Here is a 21,266-nt window from a genome sequence, read left to right on the forward strand (position 1 = left end):
ACTCCTAGTCAGGGATCGCAACTCTTAATACTTCCTCAGTTGTCGTTATGCCCTGTTTTACTTTAAGAAGACCATCATCAATTAGAAAGATTGTTTTATTTTTCAATGCAATTTCTCGAAGTTTTGAAAATGATTCCCCATTCATGATGACACGTTTCATGACGTCATCCATGACTAAGACTTCGTGAATTGCAATACGGCCTTTATATCCTGTCATATTGCACGAGGAACATCCTCTTCCCCGAGTAACATTTTCAATTTTCAAACCTCTTCTTGCAAATATTTCAAGTTCCCTTTTTGTCGGCTGTTGACTCTCTGCACAGTCCCTGCAGACGCGTCTTACGAGTCTTTGAGCTACAATTCCACTTATCGAAGAAGCCACAAGGAATGGTTCCACTCCCATATCGATCAAACGAGTAATGGAGCCTAAGGAATCATTTGTATGCAAAGTGCTTAAGACAAGGTGCCCAGTTAGCGATGCTCGAATGGCCACTTCAGCCGTTTCCTTATCACGGATTTCCCCCACCATAATGACATTAGGGTCTTGACGCAAGATGGCTCTTAATCCGGCTGCAAATGTCATACCTACATTCGGATTGACTTGAATCTGATTAATCCCCTCAAGCTGATATTCTACTGGATCTTCAACCGTAATAATGTTTACATCTTCACCGTTTAAACGATTTAATGCGGCATATAGGGTAGAAGACTTACCAGAACCAGTTGGACCTGTAATGAGAACAATTCCTGTAGGTTTTTCAATTAGTTTTATAAATCTAGTTAAATTAACATTATTAAATCCGAGATTATGAATATCATTTATTGCCATTCCCAAATCCAGGAGTCGAAGGACAATCTTTTCTCCGAAAACGGTTGGCAATGTCGATACACGTAAATCAATGGGATGGAAGTCAAGATTCATTTTGATCCGACCATCTTGAGGTATTCGATGCTCAGTAATGTCTAAATTAGCCATAATCTTTATTCTAGCGGTCAGTACACTTTGCATATGCTTTGGAAGGGCTCGTTCCGTTCTAAGTATCCCATCAATCCGATACCGAATCACAACCTTTGTTTCCTGCGGATCAATATGCACATCACTTGCCTTCATGGTAGCGGCATTTGTAAGAATTTGATTTACTAGCTTTACAATTGGGGAATCCTGATCGATGATTTTATCCTCTTCACCCGCTACCGAAGTTCCTCTATCAAGTAAAAGTTCCTCAAATCCTTCATCCATATCATAATATTTATTGATAGCGCGAAGAATATCATCCTTTGTAGCAATGGCAGTCTCAATGTGAAAACCCGTCGATAGCCTAAGATCATCGATTGTATAGAAATCCATTGGATCTGCCATCGCAATAAGAAGTCGTTCCCCGTCTTTTTTTAACGGGATGATCAAATTCCTTTTCGCCATATCCTTTGGAACAATGGTAAATAAGGTTGTGTCAAAAGGATATCGATACAAACTTACATGTGGTATCCCTAATTGAAATTCCAAAACTTCAATAAGTTGCTGTTCCGTAATAAAACCCCTTTGCAGGAGTGCATCTCCTAATTTCTGATTAGGATTTTTATCTTTTAGCGCAGTTTTAAGTTGATCTTCAGAAAGTAGTCCTGCTTCGACAAGCAGATCCCCAAGTCTTTTCCTCGCTAGATTCATTACAATCCCTGCTTTTTCTGCTTATTTAGGCACTTCGTTTGGTTTTCCCCAAAGATCACTTGTGGTTGAGGAATTCTCACCGGTATCATCTGGATTTTCTGATTGTTTTGTTTCATCTACAGTCCCCTCAGATTTAGACTTATCTACAGTAGAATCTGAAGAGTTATTTTCATTTTGACTCGTGCCGGATGTTCCGCTGCTTAGTAAACTATGAAGAATGACTTGATTGATAGGAGGATAAAAGTCTTCCGAAAGGAGTTCTTTACTCAAAGTAACTCCATTCTTATCAATCTTTTCACGATAAACTTTAATAACAGAACCTTCTTTTCCTTTTGTTTCCATCTTTTCACTGTTAAAAGGAAGTTTTGCATCGTAATGAATAATAGTTTTAGGCTGAAACAATTCCTTATCATTTTGAATAATTTTGTAGGAATACTGGAGTTTTGGTCCATTTATCGATACATACAATAACTGATCAATCAGTTTAAAGTTAATCGTGTACTTGTGGTCGTTTGGATTTGTAACAACAAAATCCATATTATTGTTTGAATTAACGTTTGCTTCAAAACCAAGTTTAGCATAATCAGGTAATTCTCTGCTTATGTGCCGCTCAGTTATATAAAAATTGGTGGGAATAATAGATTTATAGATAGCTGTTGCAATTTTGCTTAACGTTCTATTTGAATAGGATTGTAAACTATTGTCATCTAAAAGTCCCAATAACGAAAAGGATGATTGCGGTCCAATTTCTAAAGAAGGAAATTGTTTTACCCAATTGGTTAATTCTGGGTTATTTTCATTTATGGAATTACTCGACTCGGATATGACAGCAATAGTTTGGTTCATTTCCTGTTGTTCCTTTAGTCCTGATTGATCAACAGGACTAATTTTTTTATTTTCTTCAACCTGTCTTTTATTCGAATATACCTGTTCAAAAGCACTTGCCCCAAAATGAGAAAAACTAAAAATAAAACCGGTACATGCTATAAGAGCTATAAAAAGTTTAATGCCTTGAGGATTTCTCATGCTGAGCTTCCTCCTTCAATCAAGCTTGGACATTCATGGATAGTTCAACCAAAACACTTGGACCTTCTTCTTGTGCTTTAATAATATCTTCTGTAGTCAGTTCAGTACCTTCTGTAAAAAGAATAGTTCCTTTTGTATCTAGAATGTCTTTAAGAAGCTTCTTACCCTTTAAAATTTCTATTTGCTTCTCTTTAAGGGCAGCCATGTCCATGCTATCATCTACTAGCTCAATGGAAGAATTAGTATCCCCTAATAATTCACTTACTAAATCATTATCGAAATGGTTCTCTTTTTCTTCGATTTCAGGAGTTTGTTTCCTAAATTCAGGATCTAGCTCATCAGCAGTTTCAAGAAAATGATTACCTGAATCTTCCTTCACAATAATAATATCCTTTCCATACGTTAGGACAAATTCGGAAAGAAGGGCCACATTATTACCGGCAATCTTTAGTTCCATACCAAGGATATGTCCAGTATTTTCATCTACAAAAAACTCGGTTACTTCCCCAAGAAGCTCCCCTTTTCTGGTCATGACCTTCGTATTAGAAATTTTAATCTTTTTATTAACTAGCTGGTTTGTGATAGGAATTTCATTCAAATCGATAATGGCATTTTCACTATCAACAGTAACTGCATATTCACCAATTCCAATTACCTTCTTAAAGGGAATCGCTTTGATGCTAACCTGCCAATCTTCGTTATCTATAGTTAAAAAATCAATTGAACCTTTGTCAGGGTTAATCACTAGTGATTTTACCTTTCCGACTTGTATACCATCTGAAATACTAATAATTGGTAACCCTGTTATTTGAGAACTATTTTTCATTTTTTTCACCCACACCTAGTAGTTTAATTTTCATTTTTTAATTATAGATTAAAGTTACACTAATTTATAACAAATTTCGCTATATTTTCACACAAAACGATTTAAAAAATTGTATTTCTTGTAACAACATGGGGTAAGTTGTAACTTTTTCCTCTATTTCATTTAAAAAAGGAAGTAATTTGTCATATTGTTTTTCCGAAATGTAATGTTGGATTAATAAGGTTGCAAATGTATAATATTCAGTCGTTGGCAATTCTGGATGTAAATATTCTCTAATCATTTGCTCATATTTCTTTTTGTCAATCAGTTTTCTTGTTAGTTGAATCTGAGTTACCATCGTGTTAAATAAAAGTTTATGAAGTGCTTCATTTTCAATATTGTTTGTCAATTGGTTGCTGTTATCTATTTCACTAGAGACAGCCACTTCCTCATATACAGGAGATGAAGGATAGTCCACAACAGAAATATTCTGTTTTTCTTCCAATTCTAGAACAACTTCACTTTCTAGCATCTCCTCGAATCCAATCTTGTCTTCAATGTGTTGAACCTCGTCCACTTCTAAATTATCTGCTTCATATTGGTTCGAGTAGACTGGTACATCAAGATCTTCAACATCATTGCTCCCAAATGAATCTAGATGATCCCTTTGGAGTACATTGCCATCATCCAAAATCAGCTGCTCTAATTCAGCCAGATAATGTCCCTCTTGTATTTGTAAGTCGTTTTTAGGCTCAATTAAATCATTATCATCATTACTTTTCTCTATACTAATGGGATTTATTTCAGCAATGATTGAATCTTCAAGATCATCTTCTGGAACAATCATTTCTTCCATTTCTGTTAAATCATCTTTGAGGTGATGGGAATCGTTGATTGATTCCGATAGCAGTACAGATAATTCCTCCTCATTCACTTCTAAAGGTTCCATTTGAATCGGAATGTCTTCAGATGATTGATCCTGTTGTGGTTCTATTCTATTCTCCCATTCGCTTTCTATTGGTGAATTTTCATCGTTGTTCATGAAAATCATAGCACCCACCCTTTTATACCCCAACAATGTAGTAAGTACTATGAGGAGAAATAAAATAAGGACTGTTTGCCATACAGCAAAGACTGATCCGCTTAGAATACCTAATAAGGCAAGAACAAATGATGTTCCAAGGATGAACATTTTCCCTTTCGTTGTGAAGCCTAATGGTAAAAAGTATAATATCGGTGCTACAACGATTACCGATAGACATACAAAAATAATTGAGTTCATTCATTCACCCCATAATAACTAGTATAAAAGAATTACATAAAACAACAATAATTTATTTTTTCCATTATTTTTTGTGTTTTTTCGACTAAGCACGACATTTATACACTCTAAAGTATTGTATAATAATAATGGGTATTTTGAAAGGAGGGAGATAATATGAATCTAAAAAAAATTATTTCTAGTAATAATGGCCTATCGTTGATTGAAGTCTTAGTTTCACTTACCATTTTAGGAATCATCTCCATAGGTATTATGAACTTTTTCTCCCAAGCTTACTCTTTTACAAGTTCCAATCAAAATAAAACCAACGCCATAAATGTAGCGCGCAATGCCATGATGTATATGGAAAAACAAAGTTTCATTGAGATAAAAGATGAATTTGATCGTAACCCTTCCAAAGAAATCTCCCTATTTATTTGTCAGAAACAATATAAAATGTTCTGGGAGGGTGAGACGGTTGACCCAAGTTGCACTCCCATCCTAGTCAATGAGGTCGAGTACTCTGTCTCCATTCATGCCGATAATACTGAGGAAGATAAATCATATATTCTTCCCATAACAGTCAAGGTAGAATGGACTAAACATAAAAAAAGCAATTTTACCGAACTTGAGGGAGTTATTAAAAGTGAAGATATTCGATGAAAAAGGAGTAACTTTAATTGAACTATTAGCAACTCTTACGGTATTAATGATTGTATTACCAGTCATATATGGTGTTTTCTCCTCGGGATTGAAGCTCTATAATAAAATTCAAATTGAAGGCCAGCTACGAGACGATGCGGATTACGCTGTAACGATGGTGATGAATACCTTTTACTCTTACCCCTTTGATGAAGTTACGGAGTGTGGCAATAATTGCATTGCGTTAATAAACAATAAGGCAACGACGGTTAAAAAGGAGGAAAAAAACTTTTATACCGTCAAAAAGGATCAAGTTCTTACTGAACAAACTTCGATTAAAATTCAATTTCCTAATAATGATGAAAATGGGGATATTGAAATCGATGGGAAAAAGTTGGATGTTACCTCTAATTTTGATCATTCAACGATTTCTTATACTTGTCAAAATAACCAAGTATCTTGCGAGGGTGGAAAAGACGGGATGATTCATATTGATTTACAACTCAATCATGATCGATTAGAGAAGCCCTTTCATCTTCAAAGCCAATTCGGGTTTTAGGGAGTGAACTTTCGTTGATTAATAACCAAAAAGGAAATGCGCTAATTACTGTCATGCTTATTTCGTTAGTATTTACCGCTCTTGGGTTGGCGATTGTTTCTACCACCATTAGCGGAACAAAACGCCTAGAAAATCGGAAAACAGACATTAACTTATCTTACAATTCTGTTAAGGTCGTCGAGGAAATCACAACAAATATCACTAAATCATTAGATTCTATTAATCTAAAAAGCTTTATGGATAGATCTTCGGGAGAACTGACCATTTATTCTTCCTTCGGGCCGGCACTTGAGAATATGCTGCATGATTCCTTAAATACGATTTCTGCAAACGATAGAGAAAAGATTGAATGTCTGAGCATTGTTGACGAGAGCGGTGATACTGTCAAAGAGGTTGCTTCATCAAACATTTGTATCGACGATTTATCTAGGTTTAAACCCTATCATATTAAAACGGATCAGGATTTTACCCGTGTATTTGAAATTGTCCTTATCACCAAGAACCCCAATCAGCAGCAAGGGAAAATAACTAGAACGATTCGAAAACGAATCATTCTTTCACCACTTCCAAGCTTTTTGAAATACGCAGTGGGTTCCACTTCAACAGATGAGGATTCTGGGCTATTTTTAAACGGCTCTCCAAACCTAAATGGAAATGTTTATGGCAATAAATTAACAATTAATGAAGATGCAAAATACCAGCTTAGAGATACAAGTTGGAAAACAAAAGAAACACCCATGCCATCCATCGTTGGCGATCTCTATAGTAGTACGGCAAATCTATTACCAGTAATTAAGAATGAAAATAACTTTTATAAAAAAGATGTCCCCGCCCTTAAACATGATAGCCAATTTGTTGATATCAATTTTGCCGAATCATTTAAAGAGCAAACCAATAAAATCGCAGCAAAGACTGGAATTTTTCCTCCTAGTTCTGCGATTGGAAGTGCGTTTAAAGAGGAACTAATTAATAATATTAAAGTGCAAAAGTTTTCCAATACACCTGGGATGACTGAAATAAACAAGGAGGACGTCATCAATAAACCATTGTCGATTGTCGAAAAAGGGGAAAATACCCTAATCGACAGCTATATGATTGAGAGCGGGACTGCCCCAATCAACTACCCTGATTCCGTTACAATTAATGGTGATTTGGTCGTTATGAGCAGCGGAAATTCAATTAATTTTGGTGATGACCTGGTAGTTGACGGTGATCTTTATGTTGTTAGTTATAAAAATATATCATTGAAAAATATATTTGTTACTGGTGATATTCACCTAATAAATTTTGACGGAAAATTACTAGTCAACGATTCGATTATTTGTGGCGGCACTCTAGCTGTGGAATCCAATGCTGCATATCAAACTAGTAATGGTATCGAGCTAAATGGCGATATTATTACAGGGGGAAATTTATCACTATATCCCATTGATACCACTATTAAGGTTAACAAAAACATTGTGATTAACGGGGCCTTTACCATTTTAGGAAATGATGAATTAGCTCAAGAAACTGAAGCATTAAATGAAAATGATGAGGTAATCTTTTCCTCTGTAGTGTATGTCGGGGGAACAACTTCCATTTCAAATGTAAATATTCTAGGAGCCGAAAACAGGGAGTTAATTCTCTTAGGGAATAAAGATTTGATGATAACAAGGATAAATGAATTTCAAAATTTTGATCCATTAGCTGAAAAAAATAAAGAATATTTACCGGAAATAGACAACACCATTAAACCATTAAAAGCCTTTTTCTATACAGAAGCAAATGCAGAACTCTACGGGGTCGGCTCTCTTTTCTATATCGATGGCGGGTTATTTGCAAAGAAAAGGTTAGAGATTAATGCCATCCGGGGTGAGGTAAAAAATATCAATAACCTTCCATCAAGATTATTCCAAGAGGATAAACTTTCTCGATTCATTGTTCATTTTAATGATGAAGTTTTATTGCAAAAAATTGATGCCCTTCCAATTGTTGAACACCTGCAAATCTATTCTGATGAGCTTATTATTGAATAAAAAAACTCGTTTCCGTTTGGAAACGAGTTTTTTCCTTTACCAGCGGCCTTCTCCAGTAGTCCCATTATCAGTATTTGCACTATCATCGTTTGTTACTTCAAATAGCGCTGAATCCTTTGGTTTACTCCCGTCCTTCTGTTCTTCAGCTGTTGCTTTAACAGTCGAATAACCAATATTTTTCCCAATAATATACCACTTTCCATTTTCATTCTTTACTTCCACTTTATCCGAAAATGAAGTTGTAACAGAACTAATAGCTTTTTTAGTAGCATTGGTTGGATTAAAAATTAGCAGATTATCAATAGCAATCTTCTCACCAGGTTGAATTTTAAATACTGCCTTTTTAAATTTTACTTCTTTTAAAGGAATATATGGATCTGTTACATGCACCGGCACCCGAACACTTAGATCCGATCCGTCTTTAGTTTTTATTAATAATTCAGTATTACCTTCAGAAACGCCTAAGATTCTATTACTATCAGTCATTACAGCAATCTCGGGTTTAATCACCGTTATTTCAAGATCCTTATTAGTGGCGTCAATTGGAAGCAGATTGACTATGAATGACATCGAACTACCTACTTCGACTTCAATTGATGCTGGATCAACAGTGATAGAAGTGATTTTTCTTTGTATCGTGATGGTCTTTTCCACAATAAGATTATCTAGGGCAAAACCACCTATTGCTTTTATTTGCACTGTATTTATTCCTGCAGTTTTTAGTGGGATAGAATCACTTGGATTAAATTCAGTCCAAATTGGATTCTGTGGATTGCTAGAATAATAATATTTCACATCTTTCCCGGCCACCGTCTTCGATAATTTCACGTCTACAAACTCATTTGTGATCGCTCCACTATTATAAGAATTACCGGATTCTTTACCAATCAATTCAAAATCAGGAACGAGGTACACAAGTACTTTTTCACCATCATAATAGGTAACTTCTATTGTTTTATTTAATGAACCATTTACAAAAGTCATATCTTTGATTGGTTTATTCTTTAGGCTATAGTCATTTGGGAACTCCGTTTGCGATATAATATTTTTCGTACTATCATTCATTTTGGTAATGATCCCTAGTGCATCCCCATCATATACATTACTAGGAAATTCATTCAGTCTAACCTTCATATTAATAATCTGGTTAGATGCCGGAATAGTTGTCTCCTGACTCTGTGTAAAGCGACTATCCTTGTACTGTAAAATAGCTGTAGGCATTTTGGTATTACTTAGTGCCCAGTCAGCTTGTAGTTTTAATGAAGCTGTGACCTGACTAGGTGTAAAAATCCCACTTTTATAATTAACCGTCTGGGTTAGGTCAATTTGGGCTGCAGGTTTCCCATTATAGGTGATCGACTTAACCCCTGCTGTAGGATAGATTGATACGCCATCAGGGAGTGGCTGTATCAATTTTAAATTACTTAACAAACCAGATACTTGATTATTTACAAGTCCGTAAGGCGACAAAGAATATGAAACAGTAAATTGATTTGTTGTCTGACTTACATTTGATACTTTAATTAAATTATCCACCGTATTGGTTACCCCTGATAAGTTCATGGCACCTTTAAAACTGGACGGTGCATCCGCTTTAACATCAATTGAAACTGGTTCATGTGATAACGGAATCGTTTGCCCATTTAAATTTTTATATGTTAATTTAATATTATCAAATGTGTATGTGGTAATATCCGTGAAGCTAAAAGGTAAACTTACATCAATTGGCTGATTGACTGATTGTCCAATCGGAAAGCTAAAATTAGCTTTTAAAATTACCACATTCCCCTCTAACCTGGCATCAGATCCTTCCAACAGATTTACCTTCCCATTAAACTTGCTAAGATCAATTTTCACCTCTGCATCTATTGCAGGTGTAGCTATGTCTTTTGAAATATCCTGAAAGATACTTGATATATTGTCTTGGTTTGCTTGGCGGGCTGTTACACCTGTCTTGGATGAAAGCTCACGTAAATAAGACATATCGACCTCAGAATCACTTCCGAATCCAATAGAAAACAGTTTAATATTCTTCTCAGCCAACTTGTTTGCCATTGAAATTCCATGATTTTTAATACTGTTTATAGCTTGGGTATTGCTTATATTTTTACTCGTCTTTGTACCATTAATCTCATAATAGACTTTATTACTCATATTAGACCCTGTCCCATACATTTCATAATGGACAGGAATATTTTCCGTCACTTGCTTGGTTTCATAGATTGGTTCATCCTTGCAAATAAACCAAAAACATGATTCTTTAGTCCCGGTCTGTATTTTTTTAGTATACGTAATTGGTTCATTATAAATAGAAAATGTTGGCTCTCCGTCGGTCATGAAAATAATATATTTATTATTTTGTGACCCATCTAATAGATTAATAGCTTTCTCAAAAGATTGGGTGTAATTAGTTCCACCCTCTGCTTTAAGATCCTTCACGGTTTGATTGATTAAATCTAAACCCGCATTTACAGTTGTCGGGGAAAAATTAACTACTTGTTCTACATCAGAACTAAATGAAATAAAAGAAAAGCGATCACGTGGTCCTGCATTTTTCTTAAAGAAACTAACAGCCTCAGTCATCGCATCCTTAGCACTTTGAAATTTCTTCGGATTCTTTCCCGACTCATTCATAGAACCTGATTTATCAAAGATAAATACAACATCAATAGGATCACGGTTAGCACTGGTTGATACTCCCGATGGCATCAAGTGTACATTGAGACTTCCTTGAGCGTTCTCACCTTGAGGCTTTACAATAACACTTTGGGATGGACTTACACTGAAGTCGACCTTTGGTGCACTATCAGCTGAGACCGAATTTCCCATTCCTAATAAAATAAAAAATATAATAATACCAAACATTGCTGATATTTTCCTCATGGTAAATGATACCTCCTTTCTTTCTCCTATATTTATATAAACTGATACTTTTTGCCTATTATATTACTATTAGTATATCAAATCCCCTAAATGCACAAAATACTTTTTTTGTAGCAATTTGGATTTATTTTTATTAATACGTCGAAAAATAAACTTACTATTACAAAAAAATGGCCAATTCGTGAGAATCGGCCTTCTTTTCTATTTCAGGGTATTTAAATGTAAAAATCTTTATCCATTTCATCATCACCTTGTTAACAAGATGAATACTCCGCCACCCGATTCCTTCCTGCTCGCTTTGCCCCGACATAAAGGGCCCTGTCGGCATGTCGAATCAAGGCAAGGGCATCCTCGGCATTTTCTGGTGCTGTTGCAACACCAATAGAAACGGTTATCTTCACCTGCTGCTGTTTCTGATCCATGGATTGTTGCAGGGTAAATGGCCAGTTGGCAATCGACTGTCTGATTAGTTCAGCCATATGGAGGGCATCCTCTTTTGTTACGTCAGGTATGAGAACAACGAATTCTTCACCGCCATATCGGGCAACTGTGCCGCGATTGGCAATTAACTTATCGAGCCTGTTTGCAAGCTCATAAAGAATTTCATTTCCGCTTTGATGACCATACGTATCATTAATTTGTTTAAAGTGATCAATATCAAGAATAATCAAGGACAACATGTTCCGCTCGAAAGTAGTCAGTCTTTCAAATTCCTCGTTTAACACCTTTTCAAAATATCGATAGTTATAAAGTTTTGTTAAAGCACAGCGCTCACTTTGCATTTTCGTTCGTTCATAATGCTTGGCGTTTTCCATGGCCACCGCAAAGTATGAACATAAAATATCAACAATCATGAGTTGATATTTCTCATATGCTCGTTTTCGTTTCGAAGCGAGTAACAACACCCCAATAACGTTCTGACTTTTTACTATTGGAACACATAAAATACTTTCTACGTCGCCAGGGATGTAATTCATCGGGATCCCACGCCATTGCATTCTTGCAGTATAAAATACAGCTTTTTGTTTAGACCAGGTTGTACCAATTATGCCATCGTCTTTTTTAAATGCTGGCAGTTCATTTATGCTAACCTCACCGGCTTCTATATGACGGATTAATTTCAGCTCATTATCACTTACTTCTAGTATATAGGCATAATCAACCGGGAGCATTTCACAAAGTTTTTGGATAAAAAGGTTTACGACATCATCAACCTGCAAACGTTCGGCCATCTGATGACCAATTTCAGCTGCCTTTTGTAAATATTCATTTATTTTTTCACTCGAATAATAGAGGTTAAAAATGATCGACAGGCTTACAAATGGAACACCGACAAATATAATGGCCAATAATCCCACTTGGTTATAAAGAATATATAATACAAAACCAATTGGAAAAGTAATTAATGTAGTAATAGTTTCGACAAAAAAGTCCTTCCCAAAATACGGCTCTTTACTCTTATAAATAACATAAAGGTTAAAGGATATGATGATTTGATTTAAGGAATAATATAAAACAATGTATATGACTGCAAGCCAAAGTGAATGGGGAACTCCGGATAGATTAGGGCGGACCTGACCGCCGAGTAAATAATAGATTAACCCGCTAAAAAAAGAAACGAGAAAGAACATTATCAGATTAAGCGGCAAACGGAATAGCTGCCCTTTTTGAAGAACCTTTAGCTTAAGTAGTAAGGCAATGACGGCAAACTGGGCATAAAGAATTTCAACAAATAACCCAAATCGTAAAAATGTTGCAAGGGCCACCCATTGGATAACAAATATAAACACATCATTGATAACAATTGGCATAACCGCAACGACAGTTGTGAGCAGTAGGAATGCCAACAAGTCGACCCAATTATCAGATAGATGAGGAGGGTATGTTTTATAGGTAAACCACAATCCTGCTGGAACCATTAAAAACCAAATTACAAAAGCAATTTTTTTCACCGTAGGGTTTACCTTCATCATAATCCTCCTTCCCCATTATTTTTAATTCAAAGTAAGTTTATCAAATTATAGTACGCTTGTCACAATGAAATTGCATTATTTTTCAAATATTTGCTTAAATATGGTTTTGCTTCAGAAATAAAATAAAGAGAACCTGTGATGACAAGGATATCAGAAGCTTCTAGATCCTGAATTTCTTCAAGAAGAAAGGATTGCCAGTTTTCCACTGCTAGTTTGTTTTCGGAACCGCTAAGCTTAAGCAACTCCTCTGCACTAGCCGCACGTGAAAAATCAAAACTGACAAAAGTAATCTGATTCGCGATTTGATCAAGCTTGCTAATCATTTCATCTAGTTTTTTATCCTTTAGAGCTGCAAATACAATTTTGATATACCGATCACTGTAGCGTGATGATAGTTCCTTGGTTAATGCCGTTATTCCTTCGTCATTATGGGCACCATCAATAATGACGAGCGGATTTTCTGATAGAACTTCAAATCTCCCAGGCCAATAGGCTTGTTTTAATCCTGCTCGAATGGATTGCTCCGTGACCGCGAAATAGCCCTTCTCATTCAAATACTGAGCAGATAAAACGGCCAGAGCTGCATTTTCGGTTTGATGCTGACCAATCATACTGATCTCAAGTTGTTTTAGGGGTTGCGGCTGTGTTTCTAGTGTGAACTGCTCACCTCTAGCAAGCGATTCATGTCCACTTAATGTAAATTCATGATTTAATCTAGTAATTGGTGCTGACTTTTTATCCGCTTGCTCCTCAATTACCTTTAGAGCGCCCATGTGTTTGACCGCTGTATAAATGGGGGTCTTCTCTTTAATAATTCCGGCTTTTTCAAAAGCAATTTCCTCATAGGTGTTTCCTAGAATGTTGGTATGGTCGAGTCCAATATTTGTAATGATAGAGACAAGTGGCTGAATAATATTTGTCGAATCAAATCGTCCGCCAAGACCTACTTCAAAAATGACAATATCAACCTTTTTTATCATCGCAAAAAAATAGAATGCCATGGCGGTAATGACTTCGAACTCGGTTGGGCCCCCCAATTCGGTTTCCTCTAATTCATCTGCCAACGGACGAATGACATTTGCTAGCTGCAATAATTCCTCATCACTAATTGGATTCCCGTTGACACTAATCCGCTCATTAAACTGTTCTATATATGGTGAAGTAAATGTACCGACTGTATATCCCCCTGCTTGGAGGATGGAGCGTAAAAAGGTGACAGTTGAGCCTTTGCCATTTGTTCCGCCAATATGGACCGCTTTGATTTTGTTCTCAGGATTGTCTAGCCGCTCCATCATCCGCTCCATCCGTTTTAAACCAGGTTTAATGCCTAATCGTAGCCTAGCATGGATCCAGTTTAGGGCTTCTTGATATGTAGTAAACATTTTTGTAACACCCCTTTTTAATATAAGTAAGACGAATCCATTGCTGAATTCGCCTCTTACTGCTTATTATCCTCTTAATTCTTTAATTCGAGCCTCGACAATGCTTCTCTTTTCGAGATAATCCTGCTCTTTGGCACGTTCTTCGGCAACCACACTGTCAGGTGCTTTTTTCATGAAGCCTTCATTGCTTAATTTCTTTTGAACTCTGTCTACCTCTTTATTTAATTTATCATATTCTTTTTCAAGTCGGGCAATTTCTTCATCGATATTAATTAATCCTTCAAGCGGCAAGATGATTTCTAAGCCTGTCACTACAGCGGTCATTGCTTTTTCAGGTGCTTCAATATCTACACCCATTTGCAATTCTTCCGGATTACAGAAGCGTTCAATATAGCTTCGATTGTTTTCAATAGCTTTTAGAATGGCTTCATCCTTCGCCTTAACTAACATTTTGATTTTCTTGCTCATTGGCGTATTTACCTCTGCACGGATATTGCGTACAGCGCGAATCATTTCCATGTGAAGCTTCATTTCCCCGGCTGCCTGGTCATTGGATAGTTCTGGATTTACTACCGGCCATGCGGCAGTTGTGATCGACTCACCCTTGTGAGGAAGGTTCTGCCAAATTTCCTCGGTAATGAATGGCATGAACGGATGCAGCAAGCGCATTGTGTTATCTAAAACATGTGCTAGAATAGAACGGGTTGTTTTCTTCGCTGCTTCATCTTCTCCGTACAGTGGAAGCTTCGCCATTTCGATATACCAATCACAGAAGTCATCCCAGATAAAGTTGTATAAGGCACGACCCACTTCACCAAATTCATAACGCTCTGAAAGTTTTGTCACGTGCTCAATCGTTTCGTTTAAGCGAGTTAAAATCCACTTATCCGCAACAGACTTTTCACCGCTAAAATCAATTTCATCATATGTCATGCCATCCATATTCATTAACGCGAAACGGGAAGCATTCCAAATCTTATTAGCGAAGTTCCAAGTTGATTCTACTTTTTCAAAACTAAAGCGTAAATCCTGGCCTGGTGAGCTTCCCGTTGAGAGGAAGTATCTTAAGGCATCGGCACCATATTTTTCGATGACATCCATTGGGTCAACACCATTTCCAAGTGATTTACTCATCTTACGTCCTTGTTCATCACGAACGAGACCATGAATAAGAACATCTTTGAATGGACGGTCGCCAGTAAATTCAATACTTTGGAAAATCATTCGTGATACCCAGAAAAAGATGATATCGTAACCTGTTACCAATGCGTCTGTAGGAAAATAACGTTTGTAATCAGCCGCTTCTTGATTTGGCCAACCCATTGTTGAAAAAGGCCATAACGCTGAGCTGAACCATGTATCTAAAACATCATTGTCCTGGTTCCAATTTTCTTCATCTGCTGGTGCTTCAAAGCCAACATAAACTTCTCCCGTTTCCTTGTGGTACCAAGCAGGAATCCGGTGACCCCACCATAGCTGTCTTGAAATACACCAGTCACGGATATTTTCCATCCAGCGTAAATACGTTTTTTCAAAACGGTCCGGAACAAAGTTTACTTTATTTTCTTTGTCTTGCAAGGCAATCGCTTCATCTGCAAGTGGCTGCATTTTTACAAACCATTGTGTTGAAAGGTATGGCTCAACAACTGCACCACTGCGTTCAGAGTGGCCAACAGAATGCAAATGATCTTCTATTTTGAAAAGAACACCTAGTTCTTGAAGGTCTTTAACGATTTGCTTACGACATGCAAAACGGTCTAGTCCTTGATATTTACCTGCCTTAGCATTCATCGAGCCGTCCTCGTTCATGACAAGTACACGCTCAAGATTATGGCGGTTACCGACTTCAAAGTCATTCGGGTCGTGTGCAGGCGTAATTTTTACGGCACCTGAGCCAAAATCCATATCCACATAATCGTCGCCCACGATTGGGATTTCGCGGCCAACGATTGGCAGAATTACCGTTTTTCCGATGAGGTGCTTGTAACGGTCATCTTCCGGATGTACCGCAACAGCCGTATCACCAAGCATTGTTTCCGGACGAGTGGTTGCAATTTCAATGTGGCCGCTGCCATCTGCCAATGGGTATCTTAGGTGATAAAAGGCACCTTGAACATCCTTGTAAATGACTTCAATATCAGATATAGCTGTTTTTGTCGAAGGATCCCAGTTAATAATATACTCCCCGCGGTAGATAAGGCCTTTTTTATAAAGGGTGACGAATACTTCCTTAACAGCGTCTGATAAGCCTTCGTCAAGGGTAAAACGCTCGCGGCTGTAATCAAGGCCGAGACCTAGCTTTGACCATTGCTGACGGATGTGGGATGCATATTCTTCCTTCCACTTCCATGTTTCCTCAACGAATTTTTCACGACCTAAATCGTAACGACTTTTGCCTTCGCTGCGAAGCTTTTCTTCAACCTTTGCTTGTGTAGCAATTCCGGCGTGATCCATTCCTGGAAGCCATAGTACATCATAGCCTTGCATCCGTTTCATGCGCGTTAGGATATCTTGAAGTGTTGTATCCCATGCATGGCCAAGATGCAGTTTACCGGTAACATTTGGCGGTGGGATTACAATTGTATATGGCTCTTTGCCTTCATCATCTTTTGCCTCGAAAAACTTACCTTGTAACCACCAGTCATAACGACCCTTTTCAATCGATTGCGGATCGTATTTGGTCGGCATGGTTAATTCTTTTGTTTCCATTTAAAATTCCTCCTTCAAACATAAAAACCCCATTCGTCATAAAAGGACGAATGGAGTTTGCTTCGCGGTACCACCTTTTTTCCAATCAAAAAACATGATTGGCTCTTAAATCAGATAACGGATTTCATCCGTCCTCAACTACTGGGGCACATTGGCCTGTTCGCAGAAGAAGCTCATGGGCGACATTCCGACTTTCCTCTTAGGAAATCTCTCAGCAACTGATTTCCCTCTCTTGAAGCAGGATGGTATCGTACTCTTCCCTGTCTTTGCTTTTGTTTTTAAATTATATTGTTATACTACCCAAAAAAGGGGATTCACGTCAATCATGATCGCCAAATTTTTTATAATTTATACTATATGCATATTTACAGGGAACAAACTGGGTGATTTGAATATACTTAAGTAATGTCATATTTTTAGGGGAGGTCACAGTGAAGAGAAATCTTAACAACTACAAACACCGTCCCTGGTTCAGAACCTTCCGGAGGTTCTGCGGACAATTAATAGTACCGTTTGTGATTTTTCAATTCATTCGGACAATTTTTCTACCGACCGTCTTTGATGTATTATTGTTATCGTTTTTTATTGTTATTGCGATTTCAATCTATTTTGATATTATGTAAGGAGCCCTTAAAGCAGGTGACTACTGCGGCTGGGCTCCTTCTTTTGCCTGCTTCTGCTGGTTTTCGATTTCCGTCATCCTCATCACGATATACTCAGAATTTTTCAAATGCCAATAACGGTGCTGCAGCTGGCGTACAAATTTCATTTCATTCTTTGGTCGCGGTTTGCGATAATAGCTTTCAGCCACTTGCATGATGGGAATAGGCAGTGCTAAATAGCTGTTAAATAATAATTTCTCATCCTCTTTATAGGGAAAGTATTTAAAATAATGGTATACCCAGTCAAGGGCGGTATCATTCCGTTTTGGACTGGTATTTAGGGCCCGTGATAAAAAGGGAAGGAGATCATGAATCGGTGAGCCGTACCGGGCATTTTCAAAATTAATGAAAAAGCCATACCCCCGATCATCATAGAGAAAATGCTCCGATGACAATTTTCCGTGCGTAATCACCATCCGAGCCTTGTCATTTTCTTTTGTGGTCTCGTACCATTCTTCAAATTTTGTTTTTGAAAAACGCAATGCCTGGCTTATTTCGTTGTAATATAAGCAGTATAGCAATTCAAACGGTGACATATATGTTCTTTTCTCACATTCATCCATGAAGCCGTCAAGAAATTCTTGATGTTTTTCGAGCTGTTGAATCGTTTTTTCATAATGCTCTGTTCGTTCTTCTTGGCTGACCGTGATTTCTTTAGCCGACAGAGTATGAAGCCTTGCTAATTCTCGAAAAAGCTGCTGGCTTTTGTGTTCCCGATCTTCCTTCTGATCGTTCGGCATCCACGGCATAAGATAATAAAGATTGTTTTCATGTAAAACCGCATACCTACCATCCATCGTCGGGTAAATCGGGACAATCCTGTTAAACCCCTTTTGGTATAGAAGGTGAACATGACGGATAAAATCCGTCCCGGTATTGGGGGAGATTTTTTTTAATGCAAAGGTTCCTTTGTTCGAGTAAATCTTTTGGACAATGCCGTAATCCTCAACAAAATAAGGCTCGACAAGGTAATTTTTTAAAATGGGTGAAACAGATTCTAACCGGTTCGAGTCACTCATGTGATTTCAACTCTTTTCTTAGCAGAAAGGGATTCTTTTAAAAGAAGAGCAGGTTCAAAATCACCTGCTCGCCTTATCGTCATTCGATTACTTTTTCGCAAGGGCCCCGGGAATATATAATACTTGACCTTCGTAGACGTCTTGATTCAGTTCCAGATTATTGATGCGAAGGAGGTTCTGAACCGTAACATCATAGCGGTCGGCCAGAGTATCGACCGTGTCCCCCTTTTGCACGATACATACCTTTAATTTTGTTTGGCCTGTATTTTCGTCCTTCCTTGCAAAAAACTCTGTTAGTGTCATCTTCTTCTTTTTACCGGAAAGCTTTTTCTTTACCTTTTTGATCATATCATCCGAAGAGGACGAGGAAGAACTTTCTTCTTCAACCTTATGTTTTTTTCCATAATGATGATGTTCCTCCGGCTCAACTTCCACCACAACTTCTTCCTCAACTATTTCCAGCACAGGTTCTTTGCTGCCCTCACTCCTCGCTTCTTGGAGGTTCCAGACAGGCTCATAAACTTCTTCTTCCTCTTCTTCATCAAATTCTACCTGCGGCTGGTAGTTGAAAGTCGGGAATTTCGGCAACACTTCAACAGGTTCTTCTTTTTCCTGCTGTTTTCTTGCTTCCGCTTCAAATAAAAAGTTTTCTTGGAAAGTGCTTTGAACAGCTGGCTGTTCCACTTCTACTTCCTCTTCGTGTTCAGTATTGGAGCGGTGAAGCACTTCATATTCCGGTTCTTCTTCCTGTTGCTGTTGTTGTTCTTGTCCGTACAGACCACTGATGGTCAGTTCAGCAGATAACTTCAAGCAACTTCGTTCAGGTAAGGAATAATCAAATGATTCTACAAGGACGTCGATATCATAAATGCTTTGAATCCGATTATTCGGAATCGTGATATCGACAGGGAATCGATGGGAAAACTCACAGCTTCCCTCTTCTTCGCGTTCTGCTACCCTCTCGACAAATTTCTGTGAGGTAAATCCTTCATCTTCGCTTACATCGCTAGCTTCGTAACTTTTATATTCGCCGGTGAGTTCCAGCGAACCTCGTATGGTTACGTACTGATCGTTTTCCTGGATGGTGATGTCGGGGTCTAGGGAAATCGAAATAAGCTCTTCGACTTCCTGTCCTTTTCTAAACCACAGCGACTCCTCCAAGGAAAATCGCAGGCACGATTGATTCTCCTGGGACAAAGCGACTCCTCCTTTCGTATCCTTTACGCAAAATCACTATGTCACTTACACTCTATGAAGTAAGTTTTTTATTTATGATAAAAACAAAAAGGTTGGGGAGAAAAGAATTGTTTTGGGGGCTCCTAACCAAACAAAAAACACCCACTAAAATCAAGTGGGTGCTGCGCTAAATTATTTAAGCTTCGAAAAAGCAACCTCGGCTGCTTTAATAGTCTTTTCAATATCCACATCAGAATGCTCCGTGGATAGGAATAGGCCTTCGAACTGTGAAGGTGGTAAGAATACCCCTTGGTTGGCCATTTCGCGGTAATAGGCTGCAAAGAATTCCAAATTAGAGGTCTTGGCTTTTTCATAGTTAATAACAGCTTCGTTCGTAAAGAAGAAACCAATCATAGACCCGGCACGGTTAAAGGTAATGGGAATATCATATTTTTCAGCAGCCGCCTCAAAGCCTTTTTGAAGCAAGTCACCTTTACGGATAAACTCCTTGTAGTGATCTGGTGTTAACTGGCTAAGTGTTTCTAGCCCAGCCGTCATCGCCAAAGGGTTGCCTGAAAGGGTACCCGCTTGGTAAATCGGACCGCTTGGCGCGATTTGCTGCATGATTTCTGCCTTCCCACCGTATGCACCAACAGGAAGACCGCCGCCGATTACTTTTCCAAGACAGGTAATATCAGGAGTTATATTAAAATAGCCTTGTGCGCAATTGTAACCGACACGGAAACCGGTCATGACTTCATCAAAAATGAGCAATGAACCGTTTGTGGTAGTCATTTCACGTAAACCTTCTAGGAAGCCTGGAAGCGGCGGGACTAGACCCATGTTACCAGCAACTGGTTCAACGATGATACAAGCGATATCATCGCCAAATTGTTCAAATGCATATTTGACACTTTCAAGGTCATTATATGGCACTGTGATGGTATTTTTGGCAATGCCTTCTGGGACCCCGGGGCTGTCCGGCAAACCAAGTGTGGCCACACCTGAACCCGCTTTAATCAATAAGGAATCACCGTGGCCATGGTAGCAGCCTTCAAATTTTAAAATTTTGTTACGGCCAGTATAGCCTCTTGCCAAACGAAGGGCACTCATCGTTGCCTCTGTTCCTGAGTTAACCATCCGCACTACTTCAATGGATGGCACACGTTCAATCACAAGCTGGGCCAATTTGTTTTCTAACAATGTTGGAGCACCAAAGCTTGTACCGTTTTCAGCCGTTTTTTTCAAAGCTTCGACAACACGGTCGTTAGAGTGTCCAAGAATGAGTGGACCCCATGAAAGTACATAATCAATATACTCATTGCCATCAATATCGTAAACTTTTGAACCTTTGCCTCTTTCCATAAAAATCGGGCTCATACCAACGGATTTAAAAGCGCGTACGGGGCTGTTTACGCCACCTGGCATTAGGTTTTGGGCTTCTTTAAATGCTTCAATCGATTTCGTATACGAACGCATTTTTTT

15 protein-coding genes and 1 other annotated feature are annotated in these 21,266 nt (G+C 38.0%); of the genes, 4 read left to right on the forward strand and 11 right to left on the reverse strand.

Annotation, left to right across the window (positions count from 1 at the left end):
- Positions 1-4: 4 nt before the first annotated feature.
- The 4 genes from RCG19_RS03260 to RCG19_RS03275 form a co-directional block, all read right to left on the reverse strand.
- Positions 5-1,666 (reverse strand): GspE/PulE family protein, encoded by a 1,662-nt coding sequence (locus tag RCG19_RS03260; RefSeq protein ID WP_166238824.1) that lies wholly within the window; start codon positions 1,664-1,666, stop codon positions 5-7.
- A 21-nt stretch (positions 1,667-1,687) separates the two neighbouring features.
- A complete protein-coding gene (locus tag RCG19_RS03265; protein WP_308109652.1) occupies positions 1,688-2,692 on the reverse strand; it encodes a G5 domain-containing protein in 1,005 nt (334 codons plus the stop codon).
- Positions 2,693-2,711: 19 nt separating this feature from the next.
- Positions 2,712-3,518 carry a PRC-barrel domain-containing protein gene (locus tag RCG19_RS03270; protein WP_308109653.1) on the reverse strand — a complete coding sequence of 269 codons (807 nt, stop codon included), beginning with the start codon at positions 3,516-3,518 and terminating at the stop codon, positions 2,712-2,714.
- Positions 3,519-3,597: 79 nt separating this feature from the next.
- Complete coding sequence (locus RCG19_RS03275) at positions 3,598-4,779, reverse strand: hypothetical protein (protein ID WP_308109654.1); 1,182 nt, start codon at positions 4,777-4,779, stop codon at positions 3,598-3,600.
- Positions 4,780-4,935: 156 nt separating this feature from the next.
- Here RCG19_RS03275 and RCG19_RS03280 point away from each other — a divergent pair, with 156 nt between their 5' ends.
- The 3 genes from RCG19_RS03280 to RCG19_RS03290 are packed head-to-tail and all read left to right on the forward strand — an operon-like array spanning position 4,936 to position 7,977.
- A complete protein-coding gene (locus tag RCG19_RS03280; RefSeq protein WP_308109655.1) occupies positions 4,936-5,421 on the forward strand; it encodes a type IV pilus modification PilV family protein in 486 nt (161 codons plus the stop codon).
- The gene (locus tag RCG19_RS03285; protein WP_308109656.1) at positions 5,405-5,959 is read left to right on the forward strand and encodes a PilW family protein; all 555 of its coding nucleotides are present in this window, start codon (positions 5,405-5,407) and stop codon (positions 5,957-5,959) included. Before RCG19_RS03280 ends, RCG19_RS03285 begins: the two co-directional genes overlap by 17 nt.
- A gap of 14 nt (positions 5,960-5,973) precedes the next feature.
- Positions 5,974-7,977 (forward strand): hypothetical protein, encoded by a 2,004-nt coding sequence (locus RCG19_RS03290; RefSeq protein ID WP_308109657.1) that lies wholly within the window; start codon positions 5,974-5,976, stop codon positions 7,975-7,977.
- 36 nt (positions 7,978-8,013) lie between these two features.
- Here the strand turns inward: RCG19_RS03290 and RCG19_RS03295 are convergent, their stop codons facing one another.
- The 4 genes from RCG19_RS03295 to RCG19_RS03310 form a co-directional block, all read right to left on the reverse strand.
- The gene (locus tag RCG19_RS03295) at positions 8,014-10,860 is read right to left on the reverse strand and encodes a VWA domain-containing protein (protein WP_308109658.1); all 2,847 of its coding nucleotides are present in this window, start codon (positions 10,858-10,860) and stop codon (positions 8,014-8,016) included.
- A gap of 254 nt (positions 10,861-11,114) precedes the next feature.
- Positions 11,115-12,830 (reverse strand): sensor domain-containing diguanylate cyclase, encoded by a 1,716-nt coding sequence (locus tag RCG19_RS03300; protein WP_308109659.1) that lies wholly within the window; start codon positions 12,828-12,830, stop codon positions 11,115-11,117.
- 62 nt (positions 12,831-12,892) lie between these two features.
- The gene (locus tag RCG19_RS03305) at positions 12,893-14,215 is read right to left on the reverse strand and encodes a bifunctional folylpolyglutamate synthase/dihydrofolate synthase (RefSeq protein ID WP_308109660.1); all 1,323 of its coding nucleotides are present in this window, start codon (positions 14,213-14,215) and stop codon (positions 12,893-12,895) included.
- A 66-nt stretch (positions 14,216-14,281) separates the two neighbouring features.
- Positions 14,282-16,924, reverse strand: a complete 2,643-nt coding sequence (locus RCG19_RS03310; protein ID WP_308109661.1) for a valine--tRNA ligase — start codon at positions 16,922-16,924, stop codon at positions 14,282-14,284.
- A gap of 39 nt (positions 16,925-16,963) precedes the next feature.
- Positions 16,964-17,200, reverse strand: a binding site (T-box leader).
- Positions 17,201-17,355: 155 nt separating this feature from the next.
- Between RCG19_RS03310 and RCG19_RS03315 the strand changes: the two genes are divergently transcribed.
- Complete coding sequence (locus tag RCG19_RS03315; protein ID WP_308109662.1) at positions 17,356-17,547, forward strand: hypothetical protein; 192 nt, start codon at positions 17,356-17,358, stop codon at positions 17,545-17,547.
- A gap of 20 nt (positions 17,548-17,567) precedes the next feature.
- On the opposite strand, the gene ysxE is transcribed toward RCG19_RS03315, so the two are convergent.
- The 3 genes from ysxE to hemL all read right to left on the reverse strand — a co-directional run bounded on the left by ysxE (position 17,568) and on the right by hemL (position 21,260).
- Positions 17,568-18,605 (reverse strand): spore coat protein YsxE, encoded by a 1,038-nt coding sequence (gene ysxE / locus RCG19_RS03320; RefSeq protein ID WP_308109663.1) that lies wholly within the window; start codon positions 18,603-18,605, stop codon positions 17,568-17,570.
- A gap of 87 nt (positions 18,606-18,692) precedes the next feature.
- A complete protein-coding gene (spoVID, locus tag RCG19_RS03325; RefSeq protein ID WP_308109664.1) occupies positions 18,693-19,802 on the reverse strand; it encodes a stage VI sporulation protein D in 1,110 nt (369 codons plus the stop codon).
- A 171-nt stretch (positions 19,803-19,973) separates the two neighbouring features.
- Positions 19,974-21,260, reverse strand: coding sequence for a glutamate-1-semialdehyde 2,1-aminomutase (hemL, locus tag RCG19_RS03330; protein WP_308109665.1), 1,287 nt, complete (start codon positions 21,258-21,260; stop codon positions 19,974-19,976).
- Between the last annotated feature and the right edge of the window lie 6 nt (positions 21,261-21,266).

It is taken from the genome of Neobacillus sp. OS1-2 (genome assembly GCF_030915505.1).
Classification (GTDB): domain Bacteria; phylum Bacillota; class Bacilli; order Bacillales; family Cytobacillaceae; genus Neobacillus.